The 20,864-nt window shown below is 70.4% G+C and carries 19 protein-coding genes and 1 pseudogene; 18 read left to right on the forward strand and 2 right to left on the reverse strand.

All coding sequences use genetic code 11. The features are described from left to right. Together LGM42_RS21855 and LGM42_RS21860 are read right to left on the reverse strand one after the other, a co-directional pair. Positions 1-142, reverse strand: a pseudogene (locus tag LGM42_RS21855) (ferritin-like domain-containing protein); the annotation flags it as partial. A gap of 29 nt (positions 143-171) precedes the next feature. Beyond that, a complete protein-coding gene (locus LGM42_RS21860; protein ID WP_226233156.1) occupies positions 172-1,119 on the reverse strand; it encodes a fatty acid desaturase family protein in 948 nt (315 codons plus the stop codon). 379 nt (positions 1,120-1,498) lie between these two features. Here LGM42_RS21860 and LGM42_RS21865 point away from each other — a divergent pair, with 379 nt between their 5' ends. From LGM42_RS21865 to LGM42_RS21950, 18 genes are read left to right on the forward strand one after another with little or no spacing between them, the layout of a single operon-like run. Beyond that, on the forward strand, positions 1,499-3,265 hold the full coding sequence (locus LGM42_RS21865; RefSeq protein WP_226233157.1) for a fatty acyl-AMP ligase: 1,767 nt from the start codon (positions 1,499-1,501) through the stop codon (positions 3,263-3,265). After that, positions 3,262-3,972: an ABC transporter ATP-binding protein gene (locus LGM42_RS21870; RefSeq protein WP_059639033.1), complete on the forward strand. Its 711-nt coding sequence runs from the start codon at positions 3,262-3,264 to the stop codon at positions 3,970-3,972. The genes LGM42_RS21865 and LGM42_RS21870 overlap by 4 nt, the downstream gene beginning before the upstream one ends. Further along, entirely contained in the window at positions 3,944-5,161 is a 1,218-nt protein-coding gene (locus LGM42_RS21875; protein ID WP_060309929.1) for an ABC transporter permease, read from the forward strand. Before LGM42_RS21870 ends, LGM42_RS21875 begins: the two co-directional genes overlap by 29 nt. Beyond that, on the forward strand, positions 5,158-5,901 hold the full coding sequence (locus LGM42_RS21880) for an outer membrane lipoprotein-sorting protein (protein ID WP_226233158.1): 744 nt from the start codon (positions 5,158-5,160) through the stop codon (positions 5,899-5,901). Before LGM42_RS21875 ends, LGM42_RS21880 begins: the two co-directional genes overlap by 4 nt. Then, a complete protein-coding gene (locus LGM42_RS21885) occupies positions 5,891-7,219 on the forward strand; it encodes a hypothetical protein (protein WP_226233159.1) in 1,329 nt (442 codons plus the stop codon). The genes LGM42_RS21880 and LGM42_RS21885 overlap by 11 nt, the downstream gene beginning before the upstream one ends. 13 nt (positions 7,220-7,232) lie before the next feature. Further along, positions 7,233-8,318, forward strand: coding sequence for a hypothetical protein (locus tag LGM42_RS21890; RefSeq protein WP_060309932.1), 1,086 nt, complete (start codon positions 7,233-7,235; stop codon positions 8,316-8,318). 58 nt (positions 8,319-8,376) lie between these two features. Then, positions 8,377-8,631, forward strand: coding sequence for an acyl carrier protein (locus LGM42_RS21895; RefSeq protein ID WP_006481176.1), 255 nt, complete (start codon positions 8,377-8,379; stop codon positions 8,629-8,631). Between the two features lie 7 nt (positions 8,632-8,638). Next, positions 8,639-9,514 (forward strand): hypothetical protein, encoded by an 876-nt coding sequence (locus LGM42_RS21900; protein ID WP_226233160.1) that lies wholly within the window; start codon positions 8,639-8,641, stop codon positions 9,512-9,514. Between the two features lies 1 nt (position 9,515). Next, complete coding sequence (locus tag LGM42_RS21905) at positions 9,516-10,151, forward strand: hypothetical protein (RefSeq protein WP_060309934.1); 636 nt, start codon at positions 9,516-9,518, stop codon at positions 10,149-10,151. A gap of 1 nt (position 10,152) precedes the next feature. Next, positions 10,153-11,136, forward strand: coding sequence for a ferritin-like domain-containing protein (locus LGM42_RS21910; RefSeq protein ID WP_059579151.1), 984 nt, complete (start codon positions 10,153-10,155; stop codon positions 11,134-11,136). 1 nt (position 11,137) lies between these two features. After that, the gene (locus LGM42_RS21915; protein WP_226233161.1) at positions 11,138-12,127 is read left to right on the forward strand and encodes a 3-oxoacyl-ACP synthase; all 990 of its coding nucleotides are present in this window, start codon (positions 11,138-11,140) and stop codon (positions 12,125-12,127) included. After that, positions 12,117-13,292 (forward strand): PLP-dependent decarboxylase, encoded by a 1,176-nt coding sequence (locus tag LGM42_RS21920; RefSeq protein WP_226233162.1) that lies wholly within the window; start codon positions 12,117-12,119, stop codon positions 13,290-13,292. The genes LGM42_RS21915 and LGM42_RS21920 overlap by 11 nt, the downstream gene beginning before the upstream one ends. A 16-nt stretch (positions 13,293-13,308) precedes the next feature. Next, positions 13,309-14,901: an acyl-CoA ligase (AMP-forming), exosortase A system-associated gene (locus LGM42_RS21925; RefSeq protein ID WP_226233163.1), complete on the forward strand. Its 1,593-nt coding sequence runs from the start codon at positions 13,309-13,311 to the stop codon at positions 14,899-14,901. Continuing rightward, positions 14,898-15,992, forward strand: coding sequence for a hypothetical protein (locus LGM42_RS21930; protein ID WP_226233164.1), 1,095 nt, complete (start codon positions 14,898-14,900; stop codon positions 15,990-15,992). Before LGM42_RS21925 ends, LGM42_RS21930 begins: the two co-directional genes overlap by 4 nt. After that, positions 15,992-17,839 (forward strand): acyl-CoA dehydrogenase, encoded by a 1,848-nt coding sequence (locus LGM42_RS21935; RefSeq protein WP_059579165.1) that lies wholly within the window; start codon positions 15,992-15,994, stop codon positions 17,837-17,839. The genes LGM42_RS21930 and LGM42_RS21935 overlap by 1 nt, the downstream gene beginning before the upstream one ends. 1 nt (position 17,840) lies before the next feature. Then, positions 17,841-19,085: a citrate/2-methylcitrate synthase gene (locus LGM42_RS21940; protein ID WP_226233165.1), complete on the forward strand. Its 1,245-nt coding sequence runs from the start codon at positions 17,841-17,843 to the stop codon at positions 19,083-19,085. A 28-nt stretch (positions 19,086-19,113) separates the two neighbouring features. Then, the gene (locus LGM42_RS21945; RefSeq protein WP_059579171.1) at positions 19,114-19,776 is read left to right on the forward strand and encodes a class I SAM-dependent methyltransferase; all 663 of its coding nucleotides are present in this window, start codon (positions 19,114-19,116) and stop codon (positions 19,774-19,776) included. Between the two features lie 3 nt (positions 19,777-19,779). Next, entirely contained in the window at positions 19,780-20,853 is a 1,074-nt protein-coding gene (locus LGM42_RS21950; protein ID WP_226233166.1) for a TauD/TfdA family dioxygenase, read from the forward strand. Positions 20,854-20,864 lie beyond the last annotated feature (11 nt).

Below are 20,864 nucleotides of genomic sequence, written 5' to 3' on the forward strand. Positions count from 1 at the left end.
TGATCGCGTTCATCTTGATCGTCTTCGCCTGCTCGTCGGTGAGCAGCGAAGCGTCGAACTTGTCCCACGGAATGTCCTTCTCCATGTCCCAGCGGACAGCTTCGAGCGACCTGTAAAGTTCCGGATAGAGCATCGTCGTCACCGTCGTCGCCATGCAATCCGCACCGGCGCTCATGCCGACTGCGTCGACGCCGGCGCGGCGGCTTCCGCATCGGGCTCGCGATCGTCCCGATCGTCGTCCACCGAACGCGGCGCGAGCCGGCCGCGCAGCAGCGCATGGTAGAACTGCCGATACGAGCGGTGGTAATAGCGGATGCGCGGCGCGATCGCGCCATGCAGGTCGTGCAACCGCTCGATCGGCAGGTTCGGCATCATGTGATGCTCGACGTGATAGTTGTTGCCGTTCGTGAACCACGTCATGAACGCGTTGCTCTCGATCGTCCGCGTGTTGCGGAACGGGTCGGTGCTCGTCAGGTCGCAGCGGTAGTGCTCGGGCATCTCGACCAGCGCGTGCACGGGCGCCGCGACGAACACGAGCGGGACGACCCACACCCAGACGACGAACCACGTGTGCAGCACGAACGACAGCGCCGCGAGCAGCGCGATCGCGGCCGCCATCAGCAGGTAGTCGCGGCGGATCGCGCGCGACACGAGCGCATTGTCGCCGAAGCGCGCACCCGGCACGACGAGCTTCACGACGTTCCTCGCGAACTGGATATAGTGCGCGGCCATCGACAGCCGCCACATCCACAGCCCGACATTGACGACGGGGCTCGCGCCGTACTGGTCGCCGTAGTCGAAGAACTCCTTGTTCTCCAGCGTGCCGAGCAGCCGGTGGTGGCGCAGGTGGCTGTCCTGGTATGCGTGGAACGACACGAGCATCGGCATGCCGAGCAGCACGCCGAACACCATGTTCAGGCGCTTGCTGCGGAATCCCTGGTAATGCAGCGCCTGGTGCTGCAGCTCGACGCCGTGCGCATACATCGCACCGATCAGCAGGATGCCGACCGCCTTCAGGATCACGAGCGCCGACAGCGCGAACATCATCCCGTGCGCGACGAGCGCAACGTATACAACCAGCTTCAGCGAGAAGACCACGCCGCTCGGGCGGCTCTTCATGTCTGTAACCGGTTTCGGCCGGGCGACAAGCGATGAGGTGACGGACAAGACGCTCTCCTTGGGCCGGGCTGCCCGGCACGATGACGCGGCGACGCTGGCGCGCTGCTGGGTTGCCATTCTTCTGTGAGTCGATGTTTCGGACAAACGAATTTTCCGAACGCATTGCATGACGCCCGCGCATGAGCGCACCACATCGTGAACTAGACGACCGGTCGAATGAGACCGACCAGTCACCTCGTGGATGCGTACCGCTCATGCATAGCCTGCATAGATTCCGTTTGTCGCCGCCGATCGATCCGGCAAGAATCCTCCTCACTCGACGAACGGCGCCGCCGGCACCGTGGCGCGAGCGGCCGTGTTCCTCAAGGGGAGAACCCTCGTGACGAAGTACGCATCCACCATTCATCGCCTGATCGAATCGCTCGAGGACGTCGCGGGCGCCATGCATCGCATGACGTTCGTCGACGATGCGGGCCGCGAAGCGGGCATCACGTACCGGCACTTCGCGCAAGAGGTGTTTCGCCAGGCCGGCGCGCTGCACGAGCTCGGCGTGCGCGAGAACGATCTGGTGATGCTCGCGCTGCCCGCGTCGGTCGAGCATGCGGCCGCGATGATGGCCTGCGTGATGACGGGCGCACTGCCCTGCACCGTGCCGGTTCCCGTGCGGCGGCCGACGGCCGCGCGGCAGGTGGCGGACGTCGCGTGCGAGCTGTATCGGCCGCGCCTCGTCATCGCCGCGGATGCGCAGGCCGCGGCGTGGCGAGACGACGCGTTTCCGGCGGCCGCCACGCGCGTCGTCGATCTCGCGACGCTGTCGAGCGCCGCGGATGCCGGCGCGCGCGCCCCGATCAGCGCGAAGAGCGGCCACGATCCGCATCATGTCCAGCTCACGTCGGGGTCGACGTCGCATCCGAAAGCCGCGGTGCTGAGTCACGAGAACGTGATCGCGAACGTGCTCGGCATCGGCGGGTCGGTGCGCTTCGATATCGCGGCCGGCGACGGCACTGCGTCGTGGCTGCCGCTCTATCACGACATGGGGCTGCTCACGCTACTGTCCAACCTGCATTACCGTGCGCCGCTGCTGATGATGCAGCCGAACAGCTTCATCCGGAATCCGCTCGGCTGGCTGAAGCGAATCGCATCGGCACGCGCGACGACGACGTCCGTGCCGACCTTCGCGCTGCGCTACTGCGTGCGCCGCTTCAATGCCGCCGCGATGGACGGCGTCGATCTGTCCGCGTGCCGCAACATCTTCATCGGCGGCGAACGCGTGGACGACGCGACGCTGCGTGATTTCGCCGCGACATTCGCGCCGTACGGGCTGGCGGCGTCGGCGCTGCAGCCGTGCTACGGGATGGCCGAATCGACGCTCGCGGTATCGATGCATCGTGCATGGCACGAAGGCGCGGTTGAAGGCGCACCGTACGTGATCGCCGACACGCTCGACCGGCGCGCGCTGATCGAGCGCCGCGACGCGCAGCCGGCCGCCGCGAACGACGGCCGCGAGACGGAGACCGAAACGGTGCTCGCGATGGGCACGCCGATCGACGGGATGGCGTTCTGCATCCTCGACGACGGCGACCATGCGCTGGGCAACCGCGCGGTCGGCGAAGTCGCGATCCGCGGCACGTCGGTGATGCTCGGCTACCTGGATCCCGACGACGGCACGATCGCCGCGCCGCTGACGGCCGACGGCTGGTTCCGCACCGGCGACATCGGCTACGTCGCGGACGGCCAGCTGCATATCCTCGGCCGCAAGAAGGAAGTCATCATCATTCGCGGCAGCAACTATTTCCCGCACGAGATCGAGGAAGCGCTCGCGTCGCACAGCACGCTGCGCAAGAGCACGTGCATCGCGTTCGGCCTGCCCGACCCCGAAACCGGCACCGAGCGGCTGGTCGTCGCGATCGAGGCACGGCCCGTCGACGCGACGCCGCAAACGCGCACCGAGTGCCAGCAGTTGCTCGCGTCGCGCATCGGCTTCGCCGCGCAGGATCTGTGCTTCGTCGAACCCGGCTCGCTGCCGCGCACGACGAGCGGCAAGCTGCAGCGCCTGAAATGCCGCGATCTCTATGCGAACGGCGCGTTGCCCGTGATCGCCGCATCGGCCGTCGTCGCCGAAGCCGGCCAGGGAGCGTTCGCATGACGCCCGCGTCGCTTCCGCCGGTGCTCGAACTGCGCGACGTCACGCGCGTGTACGAAGGTGCGGGCCACGTCGTCGCGGTGCGCGGCGCGACGATCTCGATCGCCCCGCGCGACGTCGTCGCGCTCGTCGGCCCGTCGGGCAGCGGCAAGAGCACGCTGCTGAACCTCGCAGGCTTTCTCGACGTGCCGAGCAGCGGCGAACGCTGGCTCGAAGGCCGCCGGATCGACGACGCGCCGGACACGCTCGAACGGATTCGCCGCGAACGCATCGGCTTCGTGTTCCAGCAATTCAACCTGATTCCGGTGATGTCGGCGCTCGAGAACGTCGAGCTCGGCTGCTTCGCGTGGGGCACGCCGCGCACGCGGCGCGAACGCGCGCGCGCGATGCTCGACGCGGTGGGGCTCGCCGCACGCGAACGGCATCGCCCCGGCGAGCTGTCCGGCGGCGAGCAGCAGCGCGTCGCGCTGGCTCGCGCGCTCGCCAAGGAGCCGGCGATCGTGATCGCGGACGAGCCGACCGCGAGCCTCGACAGCGCCAACGCGCGGGCGGTCGCCGAATTGATCCTCGACACCAACCGCACGCTGGGCACCGCCTTTCTGATTGCGTCGCACGACGATCGTCTGTGCGCGCACCTGCCGCGCCGCATCGAGATGCGCGACGGCGTACCGGGAGTGAATCGTGAACTGGTCGACGTTTGCGTGGCGTAACCTCTGGCGCAACAAGCGCCGCACCGTGCTGACGATGGCGATGATCGGTGTCGCCGCGTTCGCGTCGAGCCTCGCGCTCGGCTACGTGATCGCGACCTTCGACGCGGTGCGCGAAGGGTCGATCGACAGCGGCGTCGGCCATGTGCAGGTGCTGCACCACGGCTATCTCGACCTGATCGGCGAGCGGCCGCTGCAGTACGGGCTGACCGCCGACGAGCAGGCCGCCGCCACGCAGGCGATTGCAAAGCTGCGCGGCGTCGCGACGACCGCGCGCGGCATCGACTTCGACGGCCTCGTGTCGAACGGCGACCTCAGCTACGGCTTCGTCGGCGAAGGCATCGAGCCGAACCGCGAGCCGCCCGGCTTCTTCGACTATCACACGGTGCTGTCGGGCCGCTACCTGTCGCCGACGAATGCCGGCACCGAAGTCGTCGTCGGCGCGGAACTCGCGCGCAAGCTCGGTGTGCACGTCGGCTCGGTCGTGCAGTTGATGGCGTCGACCGCGCACGGCGGCATCAACGCGACCGACGCGCAGATCGTCGGCGTGATGAGCACCGGCAACAAGGACGTCGACGAACGGATCGTCGACGTGACGTTCACGGCCGCGCAGGCGCTGCTGCGCACCGACCGCGCGTCGCGCATCGCGGTGTTCCTCGACGACACCGCCGGCACGCCGGCCGCCGCCGCGACGCTGCGCGCCGCGCTGCCGACGCTCGACGTGAAGACCTGGGACCAGCTCGTGTCGCTCTATCACCAGGTCGTCGCGCTGTACAAGAACCAGTTCTCGGTGTTCGGCGCGATCCTGTGCGTGACGATCCTGCTGTCGATGAGCAACTGGATCTTGATGAGCATCGTCGAGCGCCGCCGCGAGATCTCGACGCTTCGCGCGCTCGGCGTGCCGGCCGCGACGGTGCGCGGCGTGCTGATCCAGGAAACCGCGCTGCTCGGCCTGCTCGGCGCGGCCGCCGGCATCGCGCTCGCGCTGCTGACGATGGTCGCGCTCAATCACGCGCAGATCCACCTGCCCGCGCCGCCCGGCCGCGTGAAGCCGATCCTGCTCGAATTCACGGTGTCGCCCGCCGCCGTGGCCGCCGTCGAAGCCGCGTTCGTCGTGCTCGGCGTGGCCGCGGCGCTGCTCGCGACGCTCGGTCTCGCGAAACGCAACATCCTCGAAGGACTCGCCCCATGAATCGCATTCGCCTGACGTTCGCCGCGCTCGTCGCGTGCGCGCCGCTCGCCGCGCAGGCGGCCGACACGCCGACGGCCCAGACCATGCTCGCCCGTGCCGACGCGTACCGCAGCACGGCCGCCGATACGCAGACCGACATCGAGATCACCAACGAGGTCGGCGGACAGTCCGGCGACGCGACGCGCTATCTCGTCTACACGCGCGGCAACGGCGACACGCTCGCGCTGACGCGCAGCGGCGAGAATGACGGCCAGAAGTACCTCGCGACGACGCGCGGGCACTGGTTCTACGTGCCGAACACGCGCAGCGCGGTGCGCATCAACGGGATGCAGCGGCTGCAGGGCGAAGTCGTGATCAGCGACATCACGCGCACGCACTGGGCGGACAGCTATCGCGCGACGGCCGCCCCCGGCACGACCACGATCGCCGGCAAGCCGGCCACCGAGCTCGACCTGAGCGCGACCGATCCCGACAACGTCTATCCGACGATCAAGCTGTGGGTCACGCCCGACACCGACGTGCCGGTGCGCGCGCAGTTCTTCCTCGCGAGCGGCCTGCTGTTTCGCAGCGCCGATTTCTCCGCGCCGGTCGACGCGAACGGCCGCAAGGTGATCCGCAAGATCACCTATCGCAACGAGGTCGAGAAGCAGCGCGCGAGCGTCGTCGACATCCTCGACGGTCAGCCGCGCAAGATTCCGTCGGGCTGGTTCAACCCCGACACGCTCGCCGATGGCCAGTGAGTACGACGCCGATGCCGATGCTCATCGTGACCGCCTCCGCTCATCACCCGATCGCGCCCGCCGCGGCTGGCCCGGTGTCGCGCTCGCGATCCCGCTCGCGCTCGGCTGCGCGCTCGCGCATGGAGAATCGCTGATGGACCAGCTCGGCACGCTCAACGGCATCGGCTACGCGCGCTCCGTCGACAGCATGGACGGCCGCGCATTGCTCGGCCGCCTGATCGGCGACTCGCCGCGCGACCAGCAGGAAGCCGGGCTGCTCGCGCGCATCGACGGCGAGAACCTGTTCGCGAATGCGCGCGTCGTCGCGAGCAACCATTCGCTCGGCGCGCAGGCAAGCCGCTTCAACGAAGCCGGCGTGCGCTACGCGTTCGACAACGGCATCACGCTCACGGCCGGCAAGCGGATCGACGCGCTCGACACGTCTCAGGCGTTCTTTCCGCTCGGCTTCTTCCAGAAACGGGCCGCGACGGCCGACATCTACGATCGCTACGGCGACGTCGAAGGCACGCCGCTCGTCGAAGCGAAATGGGCGGGCGAGCAGACCACGCTGCAGTTCATCGCCGGCGAGAACCGCACGCTGCGCAACGACGTCGACAACCGCGACGTAGCAGGCGCGACGCAGCTCGTGCGCGGCGCCTACAACGGGTCGGGCGGCTCGGCCGCGCTGCTCGCCGGCCGTCACGCGGGCCGCGGCGGCGCCGGCGCGACGCTGTCGTTCGACGTCGCGCGCTCGAACACCGTCTACGCGAGCGCGTGGGTCGAACGCGGCACGACGCGGCCGCTGCCGGCCTTCATCGCGAACGGCACGCCGCTCGATTCGGCGGCGGCCTACGACGCCGTCGATCGCCGCAACGACCGCCAGTACATGTGGCGCAGCGCGGTCGGCATGCAGAGCGCGCTGCCCGGCAACCTGTCGCTGATCGTCGAGTGGTCGCACGACGAAGCGCGTTACGACGCAAGCCAGTGGCGCCGGATGGTCGGCGCGGCGCAGGCGAACAACGCGCTGCTGCCCGTCGCGCCCGGCGCCGCGCTGGCCGGCCTCGGCGGCACGGCCAACTTCGTGAGCGTCGACGGCAACCTGCGCGACTACCTGTTCGCGCGGCTCGGCAAGAAGATCGGCCGCGTCGAGTATTCGCTGCGCGGCGTCTATTCGCCGCAGGACAAGGGCCTGCTCGCGATCGCGCAGGTCGTCGCCGACGTGAACAAACGCGTGAGTGTCGATGTCGCCGTGTCGCACGCGTTTTCCGACAGCAATTCCGAGTACCGGATGGTCGGTCTCGGCACCCGCATCGACGCCGCCGTGCGCGTGCGTTTCTGACTGGAACCCTGCCATGTCCACGCTTTCCGCCCCCACCCCGATCGCACCGCCGCTGCGCCTGCGCGTGGCCGACCAGGCCGCGTATCCGGTGCTGCGCCACCTCGACGCGATCGGCACGCCGCCGCACGCGGCGGCCCGGCTCGTCGAAGCCGCCGCCGTGCGGCTGCTCGACAGCGAGATGGTGATCGCGCTGCGCACCGCCGTACCGGACGTACTGCCGGATGCGTCCGCGTCGACACCGCTGCGGCACGACGAGGCGCCGCTCACCGAAGCGCTGCTCGAACAGATCGGCCGCGAAGGATTTCATCACCTGTTCAAGCCGTTCATGCGCGCGTTCATCCGCATCATGTTCGGACTATTCTTCTCCGACGACCAGAACCGCCGCGCATGCGAGTGCATCGACGCCGGCCATCACTTCGCGTTCCTGATGAGCGACGGCGGCGGCCCGACGCTCGCCGCCTGGCGCACGGTCGTGCGCAGCGACGACAACGGGCTCGCGCTGACCGTCGACAAGGTGTGGGGCATCGAGGCGCACCGCGACTGCATGGCCGTCGTCGCGGCACGCGTGCCGGGCGTGATGTTCCCGGCCGCCTATCTCGTGTGGCCCGACGAGTATCGAAAACTGAAACGCACAACGTGCGGCGCGCCGTTCCTCGCGGGCAACCTGCAGCTCGCGAACGTCGGCGGCCAGGTACGCGTCGCCGCCGAGGATCGCCTGCGCATCGGCGGCCCGACCGTGTTCAACAAATACCTGACCGTCGTGCGGCCGTACTTCGTTCGCGCGCTGATGGCGCACGTCGGCTGGCTCGAACGGACCGGCCGCATCGAGCTCGACGCCGACGCGCGCGCCGTGCACCGCTTCATCGCGGACGCCGCGCGCAGCCAGACCGACGACGCGCACTACAGCTTCGGCAAGGTGCAGCGCGTGCTCGCGATCAAGCTGCTGTCGAACGAGTTCCTGACCGCGCTCGTGCGCGACGGCAAGGTGCAGCTGTTCGACGACCAGCGCGACCTGCTGGCGTTTTCGAAGATGGAAGGCAGTTCGTACCGTTGTTATCACGAGCTTCGCAAGAGCCTGCGCTGCGAAGCCGGCAGTTGACCCACGCGACAGGCCGATCGATCCCGATCGAACCCACTCAACTCCAGGAGCTCCTCTCATGACGACCCAGAACGTTCCGGCCGACGCGCTCGACATCCTGTCCCGCGAAGTCGCGAAGATCCTCAACGTCGAAACCGTCGACACGGACGCCGGCATCGGCGAACTCGGCATCGATTCGCTGAACATCGTCGAGCTGATCGTGTTCTGCGAACAGCTTTACGGTTCGATCGATCCGGAAGCGCTGAACATCACGCAGTACACGACGCTGCAGCAGCTCGACGCGCAACTGCGCAGCCAGCAGCACGCGGCCTGACACGGCGATGCTCGCGCCCCTCGCCCCCATGGCGGCCGCCGCCGTCCAGCCGGCCCCGGCCACTGCGCTGACCGTGCAGGCGCTCGCGTACCGGCGCGTCGCGCCGTCGCGCGACGGCGTGGCCGCGCCGCTCGACGACACGGCCCGCGCGATCGGCACGCTCGCGTGCGCCGAACGCGAGCGGCTGTGCGGCGCGGTCGGCGCGGACGACTACGTGGTCAGCTCGACGATCCTGTCGATGCTGCTGATGAACGATTCGCCGCAGCATCGCGGGTTCGCGCAGGCGCTGGCCGGCGCGAACGACTACGCGCCCGACTGGATGACCTGCTCGTACGAATGCGCGGGCTGGGGCTACGTGCTGCGCCGCACGCTCGCGACCGCGGCCGAGACGGGGCCGCGCACGTTGCTGCTGCAGATCGTCGACGTCGACGTGCACGGCTATACGTACTGGCACGGCAATCCCGCGTGGGGACGCTCGGGCTTCGGCATCTGCACGCTGCTCGTCGACGTCGGCCGCGAACCGGCGGTGTCGGTGATCGCCGACGCCGCGCCGCCGGCCAGCGCGGTCGTGCGGCTCGGCCGCGACATCCGCACGTTCTGCGCGGCGCGCCCCGGGCTGCGCGCGGCGCTGCCGTTCTTCCCGGCCACGTCGCGCCGCGCGCTGCTCGCGTCGGTCGGCAAGACGCCGCTGCTGCCGGACGGCCACGGCGTGTTCGGGCATGCGTTCGGCAGCGACCCGTGGCTGTCGGTGCTGCTCGCGCACCGCGACGGCGACACGCCGCGCCGCGCGGCCGTCTGCTCGCTCGCGCTGAACGGCTATTACGCGATCGCCGACGTCGCGTTCGCGCCGGACGCGACGTTCTCTCTCGACGGCGAGGCATGACATGGTGCGTCCCGTTCACTTCACCTACCGGATCGAGCGCGACGCACGGCGCCCGGTCGCGGTCGCGGTCGCGGCCAGCGCGTACCGGATGCCGCTCGACACGCCGGCCGACTATGCGCGCGCCGCGCTCGCGGAAGCGGCCGGCGACGCGTACGACGCGGGCAATGCGTACGACGCGGCCGGCGGCGAGCGCCGCGTGCTGCTCGACCACGTGCAGTATTTCGGATTCCTCGCGGAAATCACCGCGCGGATCCGCGACGCCGTGCATCCGGACGCCCGCGTGTTCATCGAAGTGTGCGCGCCGTATTTCGGCGCGCTGCCGGCCGAACTGCTCGCGCCGCACGTGCTGCTCGGCGTGCACCTGTACGACGAAGCGTTGCGCGACGCCGCGCGCGGCGCACCGGTCGTGTGGATCGGCGACCGCATTCTGCGCGATGCGGAATTCGCCGGCGACAACCGCGTGTGCTGCGCGATCTGGCCCGCGCGGCTCGCCGACGCGTTCGACGCGCAACTGCGCGGCGCGTGGCCGTCGTTCGCGATCCGGCTCGAACCGCATCCGGGCGCGTCGCGCGCCGCCGCCCCGCTCACCGATTCCGCCCATCATTCCGGCGCCGCCGCGCGGCCGGGGAGACCCTGACATGAATGACACGCTTACCGTGATGCAGGACACGGCCGATATCCGCTGGTCGATGCCCGTCGACGCGCTGATGTCGAACGACTACGCACTGCGCGAAGAGGCGCTGAACCGGCTGTACGAGAAGGCGAAGGCCGCGCAGTGGGACGTCGCGACCGACGTCGACTGGCGCCACGACCTCGATCCGGCCAACCCGCTCGGCATGCCCGACCCGACGCTCCTGATCTACGGCACCGAGCTGTGGGGCAAGCTCGCCGACGCCGACAAGCGCGAGGTGCGCCATCACGCGCAGGGCTGGCTGCTGTCGCAGATTCTGCACGGCGAGCAGGCCGCGCTGATCTGCGCGTCGAAGCTCGCGTCGGCCGAGAGCGGCCTGAGCGCGCGGCTGTGCGCGGCCGCGCAGATGATGGACGAAGCACGCCACGTCGAGGCGTACGCGAAGCTCGTCAACGAGAAGCTCGACGTCAGCTACCCGATGAGCCGCTCGCTGAAGGGGCTGCTGCACGACACGATCACCAGCAGCGCGCTCGACATGACGAACCTCGGGATGCAGGTGCTCGTCGAGGGCATCGCGCTGTCGATCTTCCAGAGCGTCGTCGCGTACAGCACCGACCCGTTCATCAAGGACTTGTTCCTGCGGATCCAGCGCGACGAAGCGCGCCACTTCGCGGTCGGCCGGATCACGCTGTGCCGCGTGTACGCGGAAATGAGTTCGCACGAACTGCGCGAGCGCGAGGAGTTCATCTGCGAAGGCGCGGCCGTGCTTTACGAGCACCTGTGCGCGGACGACATCTGGGAACCGATGGGGCTGTCCAAGCGCGAATGCAGCGCGATGGTGCGCGAATCGCCGGTGTCGAGCTCGATCCGCCGCTCGATCTTCCGGCGCCTCGTACCGACGATCCGCGAAATGGGCCTGCTCACGCCGACCGTGCAGGCGACCTTCGAAAAGCTCGACGTCCTCGACTACGCGGCGATGCCGCTCAACTGACATGACGATGCCCTCTTCCCACGCATCCCGCGACGCCGGCTTCTGGATCGGCATCGACGCGGTGGCCTACGAGCTGCCGGGCCCGCCCGTCGACATCGAGGCCTGGGCCGCCGAGCGCGACTATCCGGCCCAGCGGGCGGCCGCGATCGCGCTGTCGGGCAGCCGCTATTTCCACATGGCGCTCGACACGAGCGAGACCGATCTCGCGATCGCGGCGGTCGGCCGGCTGCTCGACACCGCGCGCGTGCATCCGTCCGACGTCGGTGCGATCGTGCACGTGCATACGCAGCAATTCAGCGTGCCGCCGGCGCCGCGCAGCCTGCCGCACGAAGTGGCCGCGCAGTTCGGCATCGAGCCGCTGTGGCTCGGCTCCGTCGCGCAACTGAACTGCGTGTCGGTCGCGGCCGGCATCGAAACCGTGCGCGCGCTGATGCGCCGCCATCCGCGGCTCGACGCGGCGCTCGTCGTGTCGTCCGACCGCGTGTACGGCGAGGACTACCGGATGCGGCAGATGACGGGCGTGCAGTGCGACGGCGCGGCCGCGATGCTGATCGCGCGCAACAGCACGAAGAACCGGCTCGGCGGCATCGCGATCGAAACGCACGCGAAATGGCATCGCGGGTCGGACACGGTCGCCGCGAACGAGGCCGACCTGATCATGATGGAGTGGCCGTACACACGCCGGGCGATCGACGCGGCCGTCGCGCTCGAGCCGCATGCGCTCGACGCGTACGACCTCGTGCTGCCGCACAACGCCGACCTGCCCGGCTGGAACGCGCTATGCCGCGCGATGCGCGTGCCGGCCGAGCGGCTCTATGCGGACAACATCCATGCGCGCGGCCACGCGTGCTGTTCGGATTTCCCGATCAACCTGGCCGACGTCGGGCTCGATGCGCTCGCGCACGGCAAGCGCGTGCTCGGCGTGATGCAGTCGAACTGCGGCGCGTATGCGGCCGCCACGCTTCATCCGGTGGGCCGCCATGACGCCTGAACGCCCGCTTCCGCCCGCCGCCGATCACGCGTGGATCGCCGACCTGCGTACGCCGTGCTACGTGTACGAGCCGGAGGTCGCGATCGCCCGCTACCGGTCGCTGAAGGCGCGGCTCGGCACGCGGCTGATCGTGTCGCTGAAGGCGAACCCGAACCAGGACATGCTCGCGCGCTGCGCGCATGCGTACGAGGACGGCGTCGAACTCGCGAGCCGCGGCGAACTCGATGCGGTAATCGGCCGGATCAGGACGCCGCGCTACCTGAACAATCCGTCGATGGACGAGATGTTCATGCGTGCGGGGCTCGCGTCGCGCTGCCATTTCGTGCTCGACAACCCGGACGCGGTCGCGCGTTTCGTGCCGCTCGCGCGCGAAGCGGCGGCCGGCGGCAGCACGCCGGGCGCCGTGCTGCTGCGCGTGAACGCCGGCGCGCTGGCCGGCGTTCATGCGCGGGCGCAGTGGCACGACCACTTCGGGATGACGCCGAACGAGGCGCACGACGCGGTGCGCACGCTCGCGGCCGCCGGCTTGCCCGTGGCCGGGCTGCACGTGTTCTCCGGCCCGCATTCGTTCATCCGCCAGGACCCGGCGCAGCCCGACACGCTCGTGCTGCCCGAACTGCTCGCGGCGCTCGCCCGCGATCTCGCGCCGGCCAACGGCGCGCGGCTCGGCTCGTTGAGCCTCGGCGGCGGCTTCGCCGACGATCATCCGGGCGATGCCGCTTTCGAGCGCTATGCCGCAGCGCTCGCGCCGCTGGCCGGCCAGTATTCGCTCGCCCACGAATCCGGCCGCGCGATCTTCGCCGATGCGGGCGTGTTCGCGACGCGCGTCGTCGCGGTGAAGGCGTGGCAGGACCGCACGATCGCCGTCTGCGACGGCGGGCTGTCCCATGCGTTCCTGCTCGCGCAGACCGAATCGGTGATGCGCCGCCTGGCCGCGCCGTCGCTCGTGCGCCGCTCACCCGCGCCGCCGTCGCGCGGTGTGCCGACGCTCTACGTCGGCAGCACCTGCAGCCGCGCGGACGTGATCGGCCGCGACGACACGGGCGCGCCGCCGCAAGTCGGCGACATCGCGGTGTTCGCACGCTGCGGCGCGTATCACCGCACGTACTCGATGGCGCATTTCCTGTCCCACGAAGCCGCGCACGTGTACGTGCGGCCTGCCTGAACCAGAGGAGCCGATCATGAACGCATTGATCAGCATCGCCGACCTGCTCGAACATGGTGCCGCGCGCTGGCCGCATCGTCCGGCGTATGCCGACGGCGGCTGCACGCTGACTTACGACCAGCTCGCCCGCGCGGTCCGGCGCGCCGCCGCCGTACTCGCGGCGCGCGGCGTGCAGCCGGGCGAGCGCGTCGCGATCTACGCGCCGAAGCGCATCGAAACCGTGGTCGCGATGCTCGCGGCCAACGCGCTGGGCGCGATCTTCGTGCCGGTCAACCCGCAGTTGAAGGAAGCGCAGATCGAACACATCGTCGCCGACAGCGGCGCCGCGCTGTTCGTGACCGGTGCGCAGCGGCTCAAGCGCCTGCCGGCGCTCGCCGCGCTCGTCGGCACGCGCACGCTGCTGATCGAGGAACTGGCCGATGCGATCGATGCGATCGATGCGCCCGGCACCGACACGCCGGCGTCGGCAGCGGCCCCCGCCGGCCGCCCGGTCGACGACGATCCGGCCGCGCTGCTCTACACGTCCGGCTCGACCGGCAAGCCGAAAGGCGTCGTCGTATCGCACCGCAACCTGGTGTCGGGCGCGTTCAGCGTCGCCGCGTACCAGCAGCTCGCCGACGACGACGTCGTGCTCGGCGTGTTGCCGCTCAGCTTCGATGCGGGCCTGAGCCAGCTGACGACCGCGCTGGCGTCCGGCGCGTGCTACACGCCGCTCGACTTCCTGCAGCCGGCCGAAGTGCCGCGCCATTGCGACGCGTTCGGCGTCACGTCGATCACCGGCGTGCCGCCGCTGTGGATGCAGCTCGCGTCGGCCGGCTGGAGCGACGCCGCGCGCACGCGGATCCGCCGCTTCGCGAACACCGGCGGCCATCTCGCGACGCCGCTGCTGCACCGTCTGCAGGCGCTGTTCACGCACGCGTCGCCGTACCTGATGTACGGGCTGACCGAAGCATTCCGCTCGACCTACCTGCCGCCCGCGGATGCGGCGCTGCGCCCGACGTCGATCGGCAAGGCCGTGCCGAACGCGGAAATCCTCGTGCTGCGCGCGGACGGCAGCGAATGCGCGGCCGACGAGCCCGGCGAACTCGTGCATCGCGGCGCATTCGTCACGCTCGGCTACTGGAACCGGCCCGAGCTGACCGCGCAGCGCTTTCGGCCGCTGCCGCGCCGGCACGGCGAGATTCCGCGCCCGGACGTCGCCGTATGGTCCGGCGACATCGTGCGGCGCGACGCGGACGGCTACCTGTACTTCGTCGCGCGCGGCGACGACATGATCAAGACGTCCGGCTATCGCGTGAGCCCCACGGAGGTCGAGGACGTGCTGTTCGCGCTGCCGCACATCCGCGAGGCCGCGGTATTCGGCGTTCCGCATCCGGCGCTCGGCGAGGCGATCGCCGCGTGCGTCGTGTCGACGCTCGATGCCGACGCGTGCCGCATCGACATCGCCCGCGCGTGCCGCGACGCGTTGCCCACCTACATGAACCCGCTCGTCGTCGAGCCGCTGCCGGTGTTGCCGCGCAACCCGAACGGCAAGATCGACCGACCGGCGCTGAAAGCGCAGTATCGCGACGCGTTCGCGCGCCCGAACCTCGAGGAGACCGCCGCATGACCTCGTCGACGCTCGATGAACCCTGTGTCGGCGCGCCGCGCGTCGCCGCGCCCGGCACGCTCGCGTTGTCCGGCGGCGTCGTGGTGCTGCCGCCCGCCGTCGTGTTCAGCGCGATCCAGGCGCAGGAGCGCCATCCCGGCTACCGGCACCTGCTGCTGCCGCAGGCGCGCTTTGCGCGGCCGCGCGGCATGGGCGCGCTGACGCCCGACGAAGGCACGCGCCTCGCGCCGGGCGGCCGGCCCGCGCTGCGCGTCGCGCCGCCGGGGCGCAGCCTCGCCGATCTCGCCGCCGATGCGGCGCTCGACCTGCGCGACCAGCTCGGCTCCGGCGCGCTCGCGCGCACGACGCATCTGATCGTCGCCAGTTGCGCGCTCAACGAAGGCATTGGCGACTCGGTCGTCGGCCGCATGCAGTACGAACTCGGGCTGCAGCGCGTGACGCCGTTCGCGCTCGGCCAGAACGGCACGCTCGGCTGGTATTCGGCGCTGATGCTGCTCGACGGGCTACTGCTCGACGAAGGCGACCAGGCGCTCGTGATCCTCAGTGACAAGTGGCTCTACCCGTTCTTCCGCCAGTTCGGCGATCTGGTCGGTTACGGCGACGCGGCCGCCGCGCTGCTCGTGTCGCGCGCGGGGCCGGCGCCGGAACCGGCCGCGTGGGGCGGCGTGCGCGCCGTCGCGATGGAGTTCGGGCCATCGGTCGCCGATCCGTGGGCCGATGCGCCGGCCGCGCTGCGCGACACGCTCGCGCCGGTCGCCGCCCGCGCGATCCGCCGCGCGCTCGACCAGGCCAACCTGCGCGCGAACCAGCTCGACTGGTGCGTGCCGCCCGGCTTCGATCCCGGCTTCGCGGCGCGCGTGGCCGACGCCGCGTCGATCCCGGTCGGCGCGCGCATCCAGCACGACGGGGCCGGCCATCTGTCGTCGGCCGAGTCGGCCGCCGCGCTGATCCGGCTCGCGGGCGCGCTCGATGAAGGCGAACGCCGCACGGTGCTCGTCTGGGACACGGCGCTGCATGGCGCGGCGGCGGCGGCCGTCGTCGATCTGGCCGGCGGCCTCGACGCCGCGCTCGATATCGAAGGAGACGCATGATGAGCGCATACAAAGTCAGCCTGCGCGAGTTGCGCTTCTTTCTGTGGGAACTGTTCGAGGCCGATCGGCACTTTCTCGAACACGGGCCGTACAGCGCGCACGATCGTGCGTCCGTCGACGCGCTGCTCGAACGCGCGCGCGACTTCGCGCTCGACCTCGGGCGCAGCTACCAGCAGGCGGACGTCGAGGGCTGCACGCTGCTCGACGACGGCCAGGTACGGATTCCTTCGCATTTCCATGCGCTGTGGGCGCGTTTTCGCGACGAGTGGTCGAACACGCTGTTCGGCACCGCGCACGGGCTGCCGCCGATCGTCACGCAGATGATCTACGAGATGTTCATGGGCGCGAATCCGTCGTTCATGACGTACGGCGGCTTCACGCGCCCGGCGGTCAAGCTGCTGCAGATGCACGGCACGCCGCATCAGAAGGCGCTGATCGCGCCGCTCGAAGCGTACCGCTGGGACGCGTGCTTCTGCGCGACCGAACCGCAGGCCGGCACCGACCTCACCGCGGTCGCGCTGCGCGCGACGCCGCTCGAACGCGATATCTACGCGATCGACGGCGAAAAGGTCTACATCTCGGCCGGCATGCACGAGCTGACGGAAAACACGCTGTATTTCGTGCTCGGGCGCATCGATACCGCATCGCCGGATTCATTCTCGCTGTCGTGCCTCGTCGTGCCGCGCTTCTGGCCGGACGAAGAGACCGGCGAGCTGCGGCCGAACCATGTCGACTGCATCGGCCTGCCGCGCAAGATGGGGCTCAAGGGCTGCGCGAACACGCATCTCGTGTTCGGCGCGAACGGCACGACGAAAGGCTGGCTGCTCGGCGGCCGGCGCAACGTCGGCCTGCTGCAGTTGATGCCGCTGATGAACCAGGCGCGGATGAGCACCGGGATGTTCGGCGTCGGCGTCGCGTCGAGCGCGTACCTGCACGCGGTCGAGTATGCGGGCCGCCGGCTGCAGGGGCGGCCGATCGAGCGCGCGTCGAACACGAACGCCGCGCGCGTCGCGATCGTCGAGCACGCGGACGTTCAGCGCATGCTGGTCGACATGAAAAGCCGCGTCGACGGTTGCCGCGGCCTGCTCGGCAAGCTCGCCGCGACCGCGACGCGCGCGGCGATGCTCGAAGCGACGCCCGACGCCGACCCGGCCGAGATCGAGCGCCACCGCAAGCTGCAACTGCTGCTGACGCCGATCTGCAAGGCGTTCATCTCCGACCAGGCATGGCGCATCTGCGAGACGGCGATCCAGGTGCATGGCGGGCTCGGCTATACCGACGCGAGCCCCGTCGAGCAGAACGCGCGCGACGTGAAGATCCTGTCGATCTGGGAAGGCACGAACTACATCCAGGCGCAGGACCTCGTGCGCGACAAGCTCGGCTTCGGCCGCCATTCGCGGCTGATCCAGTACTACCGCGACGAACTCGACGCATTCCTCGCCCAGCAGCACCACGCCGGCACGCAAGCGGAGCTACGGCCGCTGTTCGACGCGCTGCGCGCGGGCGCCGACCGGATCGCCGCCGCGCTCGACGACATCGCGCGCGACGTGCAGGACGGCCACACGCATCGCAGCAGCCAGTTCTACACGCGCTTTCTGGAGATGTTCGGCGTGGTCACGTCGGCGTGGGTGCTGCTCGAATCGGCGACGATCGCCGCGCGCCGGCTCGATGCGCCGGAAACGGCCGACATGCCGGCCGAGCTCGCGTTCTATCGCGGCAAGCTGAAAAGCGCGCGCTACTACTTCGCGAACGTGCTGCCCGTCGTCGACCAGCACGCGGCCGTGATCGCCGCGATGGCGCACGCGGCGATCAGCGTCAGCAGCGACGAACTCGCCGCGGCGGAATGACATGGACACGACACTCGATTCCGGCATCCCCGCCGCCCCGACCACCGATGCGCCGCGCAACCTGCTCGGCCGCCCGACGACGCGCCATCGCGGCACCGACATCGACGGCGCGACGCTCGACCCCGAAGCGCTGCGCGTGCGCGATCTCGACCTGAACGCGCTGATCGGCGCGACGACGTTCGAAGGCGCGCTCGCGCATCTGTGGTTCGACGTCGCGCCCGGCCGCGCCGACCATCGCGCGCACGAGGCCGCGATCGCCGCGCGGCTCGCGGCGTTCTCCGACGCGCTGGCGCCCGGCTCGGTCGCCCAGTCGGTTTCAGCCGACCTCGGTGCGGCGGGCGTCGCGCCGGTGTTCGCGGCCGCGTCCGGCCTGCTGCGCGGCCTCGACGACGTGCTCGAACGCATGCGCGGCCCGGCGCCGGACGATGCCGATCTCGACACGATGCTGCTGTGCGCGGCCGCCGCGCCGTTCCTGCTGCACGCGGCGATCGAGGGCCGGCCGTTCGCCGCCGGCCCGCGCGCCGGCGGCGTCACGGCGCTCGATGCCGCGCGGACGCAAGCGCAACGCATGCTCGCGCTGACCGGCGCGACGCGCCACGACGCGCCGGCGCAAGCCGCGATGGACATGCTGCTCGTCGCGTGGCACGCCGGCTTCGGCTACATCACGCCGACCGTGCTCGCGCCGCGCGTCGCGATCGGCACCGGCGTCACGCTGACGCAGGCGATCGCGTCCGGCTTCCTCGCGAGCGGGCCGTCGCACGTCGGCGCCGCGCTCGAAGCGATGCAGTGGCTCGCGGCGCTCGCGCGATCGGTGCCCGGCGGCGCCGGCGCACCGTCGGCCGCGCTCGACGCAGCCGGGCGCGCGGCGATCGACGCGGCGCTCGACGCGAAACGCACGCTGTACGGCTTCGGCCATCCGCTGTTCGTCGCCGATCCGCGTCCGCCGCACATGCGCGGCCGGTTCGCGGCCTGCGGCTTCGGCGGCGGCTACGTGACGCTGTTCGACGCGTGCTGCGCGCAGGCCGACGCACGCCGCGCGCTGCGGCCGAACATCGATTTCCTGACTGCCGCGACGCTGCTCGAACTCGGCGTCTCCGCGCCGTCGTGGGGCGTCGGCGTCGGGCTCGGCGCGCGCATCGCGGCGATGGCCGCGCATGCGGTGGAACGGCGCCGCCGCCCGGCGTTCGGCGTCAACAGCGCGACCGCGCGACGGCTGCTGGCCGCCGTGCCGGTCGGCTGGCTGTGAACCCTCACCCTTTCGCACAAGGAACGTCATGCTGCTCAAGAACCTGCGCCCGGCGAACGACTACGATCGCTTCGCCACCGAAACGCTCGAACCGTGGGACCTGCTGTTCATCAGCCGCATCCGCCAGCTCGCGCGCGGGATGACGCCCGGCACGATCGCCGACATCGGCACGGCCACCGGCGTCGTGCCGGTGCGGCTCGCGACCGATCCGGCGATGCGCGGCTGGCGCTACGTCGGCATCGACCTCGATCCGGCAATGCTCGACGAAGGCCGCCCGCGCATTCGCGAACTCGGGCTCGACGACACGATCGAGATGCGCGTCGGCGACGCGCTCGCGCTGCCGTTCGACGCCGGCACGCTGACGATGGCGGTCGGCCGCGCGACGCTGCACCATCTGCCCGACAAGGCGTTGAGCCTCACCGAGATGTACCGCGTGCTGGAGCCGGGCGGAATCGCGCTCGTGCACGACATGCGCCGCGACGCGCCGCAGCACCTGCTCGACCGCTTCACCGAGATGCGCGCGGCCGCCGACTATCCGCCGACCCACGTCGAGGAAAAGATCACGCTCGACGAAGCGCACGCGCTGGTGGCCGAAGCCGGTCTGACGCAGGTTGCGTCGATCTACAGCCCGAGCGCGGGGCTCGGCGCGCTCGGCTTCGAAATCCTGCTGAAGAAACCGGCGCTGGCCTGAGCGATGACCGATCTCGCCTTCCTCGCCGCACATGCCGCCGTGCGGCTCAGCGCCGACGACGTGCACTGCGCGCCGGTCGCGCCCGGCGCGACGCTGCCGCTGTGCGTGAGCCCGCGCAGCGCCGAACTCGCGACGTCGCCGGAGACGTTCGTCGCGTGGTACCGCTCGCGGCTCGACACGATCGACACGCTGCTCGATGCATGCGGCGCGCTGCTGTGGCGCGGCTTCGCGGTACCCGACACCGCCGCGTTCGGCCGCCTCGGCGCGCTCTACCCGGCGCACGCGAACGGCTACACGGCCGGCGCCGCGCCGCGCCGGCAGATCGACGGCCAGGTCTACGAGTCGACCCGCATGCCGCCGCCGTTCAAGATCGGGCTGCACCAGGAAATGGCCTACATGCCCGCGTTCCCGCGCCTCGTCGCGTTCTACTGCCGGCAGCCGGCCGACGCGGGCGGCGAAACGCCGATCTGCGACATGCGCCGCGTGACCGCGCGCGTGCCGGCCGCGCTGCGCGCGCGGTTCGCGGAACGCGGCGTGATGTACCTGCGCAATTTCGCGGCGCCGGGCGACCGCGCGGACGGCCTCGCCGCGAACCCGAACCTGCCGTTCGCCGCGTACCACCGGCCGTGGGACGACGCATTCGGCACGACGGCGCGCGACGAAGTGGAACGGCTGTGCGCGGAACGCGGCGTCGGCTGCCGCTGGCTCGACGACGGCAGCGTGACCGTGTCGCACGTCGGCAGCGCGCTGCGCACGCATCCGCGCACCGGCGAGACGGTGTGGTTCAACCAGGCGAGCGCGCAGCACCCGAACCCGCGCTCGATGGGCGCGCTCAGCTATCGCTACCTGCAGCGCATGTACGGCACGCGCGCCGCGTTCCCGTACGAGATCCGCTACGGCGACGGCTCGCCGATGCCGTTCGACGATCTGGTGGCGATCTACGACGCGCTCGACGAAGAGGAACGGGCGTTCCCGTGGCAGGCCGGCGACGTGCTCGTCGTCGACAACATGCTGGTCGCGCACGGCCGCAACCCGTACCGCGGCGTGCGCGACACGCAGGTCATGCTGTTCGACTGAGGATGCCGACG

It is taken from the genome of Burkholderia sp. AU39826 (assembly GCF_020419965.1).
Classification (GTDB): domain Bacteria; phylum Pseudomonadota; class Gammaproteobacteria; order Burkholderiales; family Burkholderiaceae; genus Burkholderia; species Burkholderia semiarida.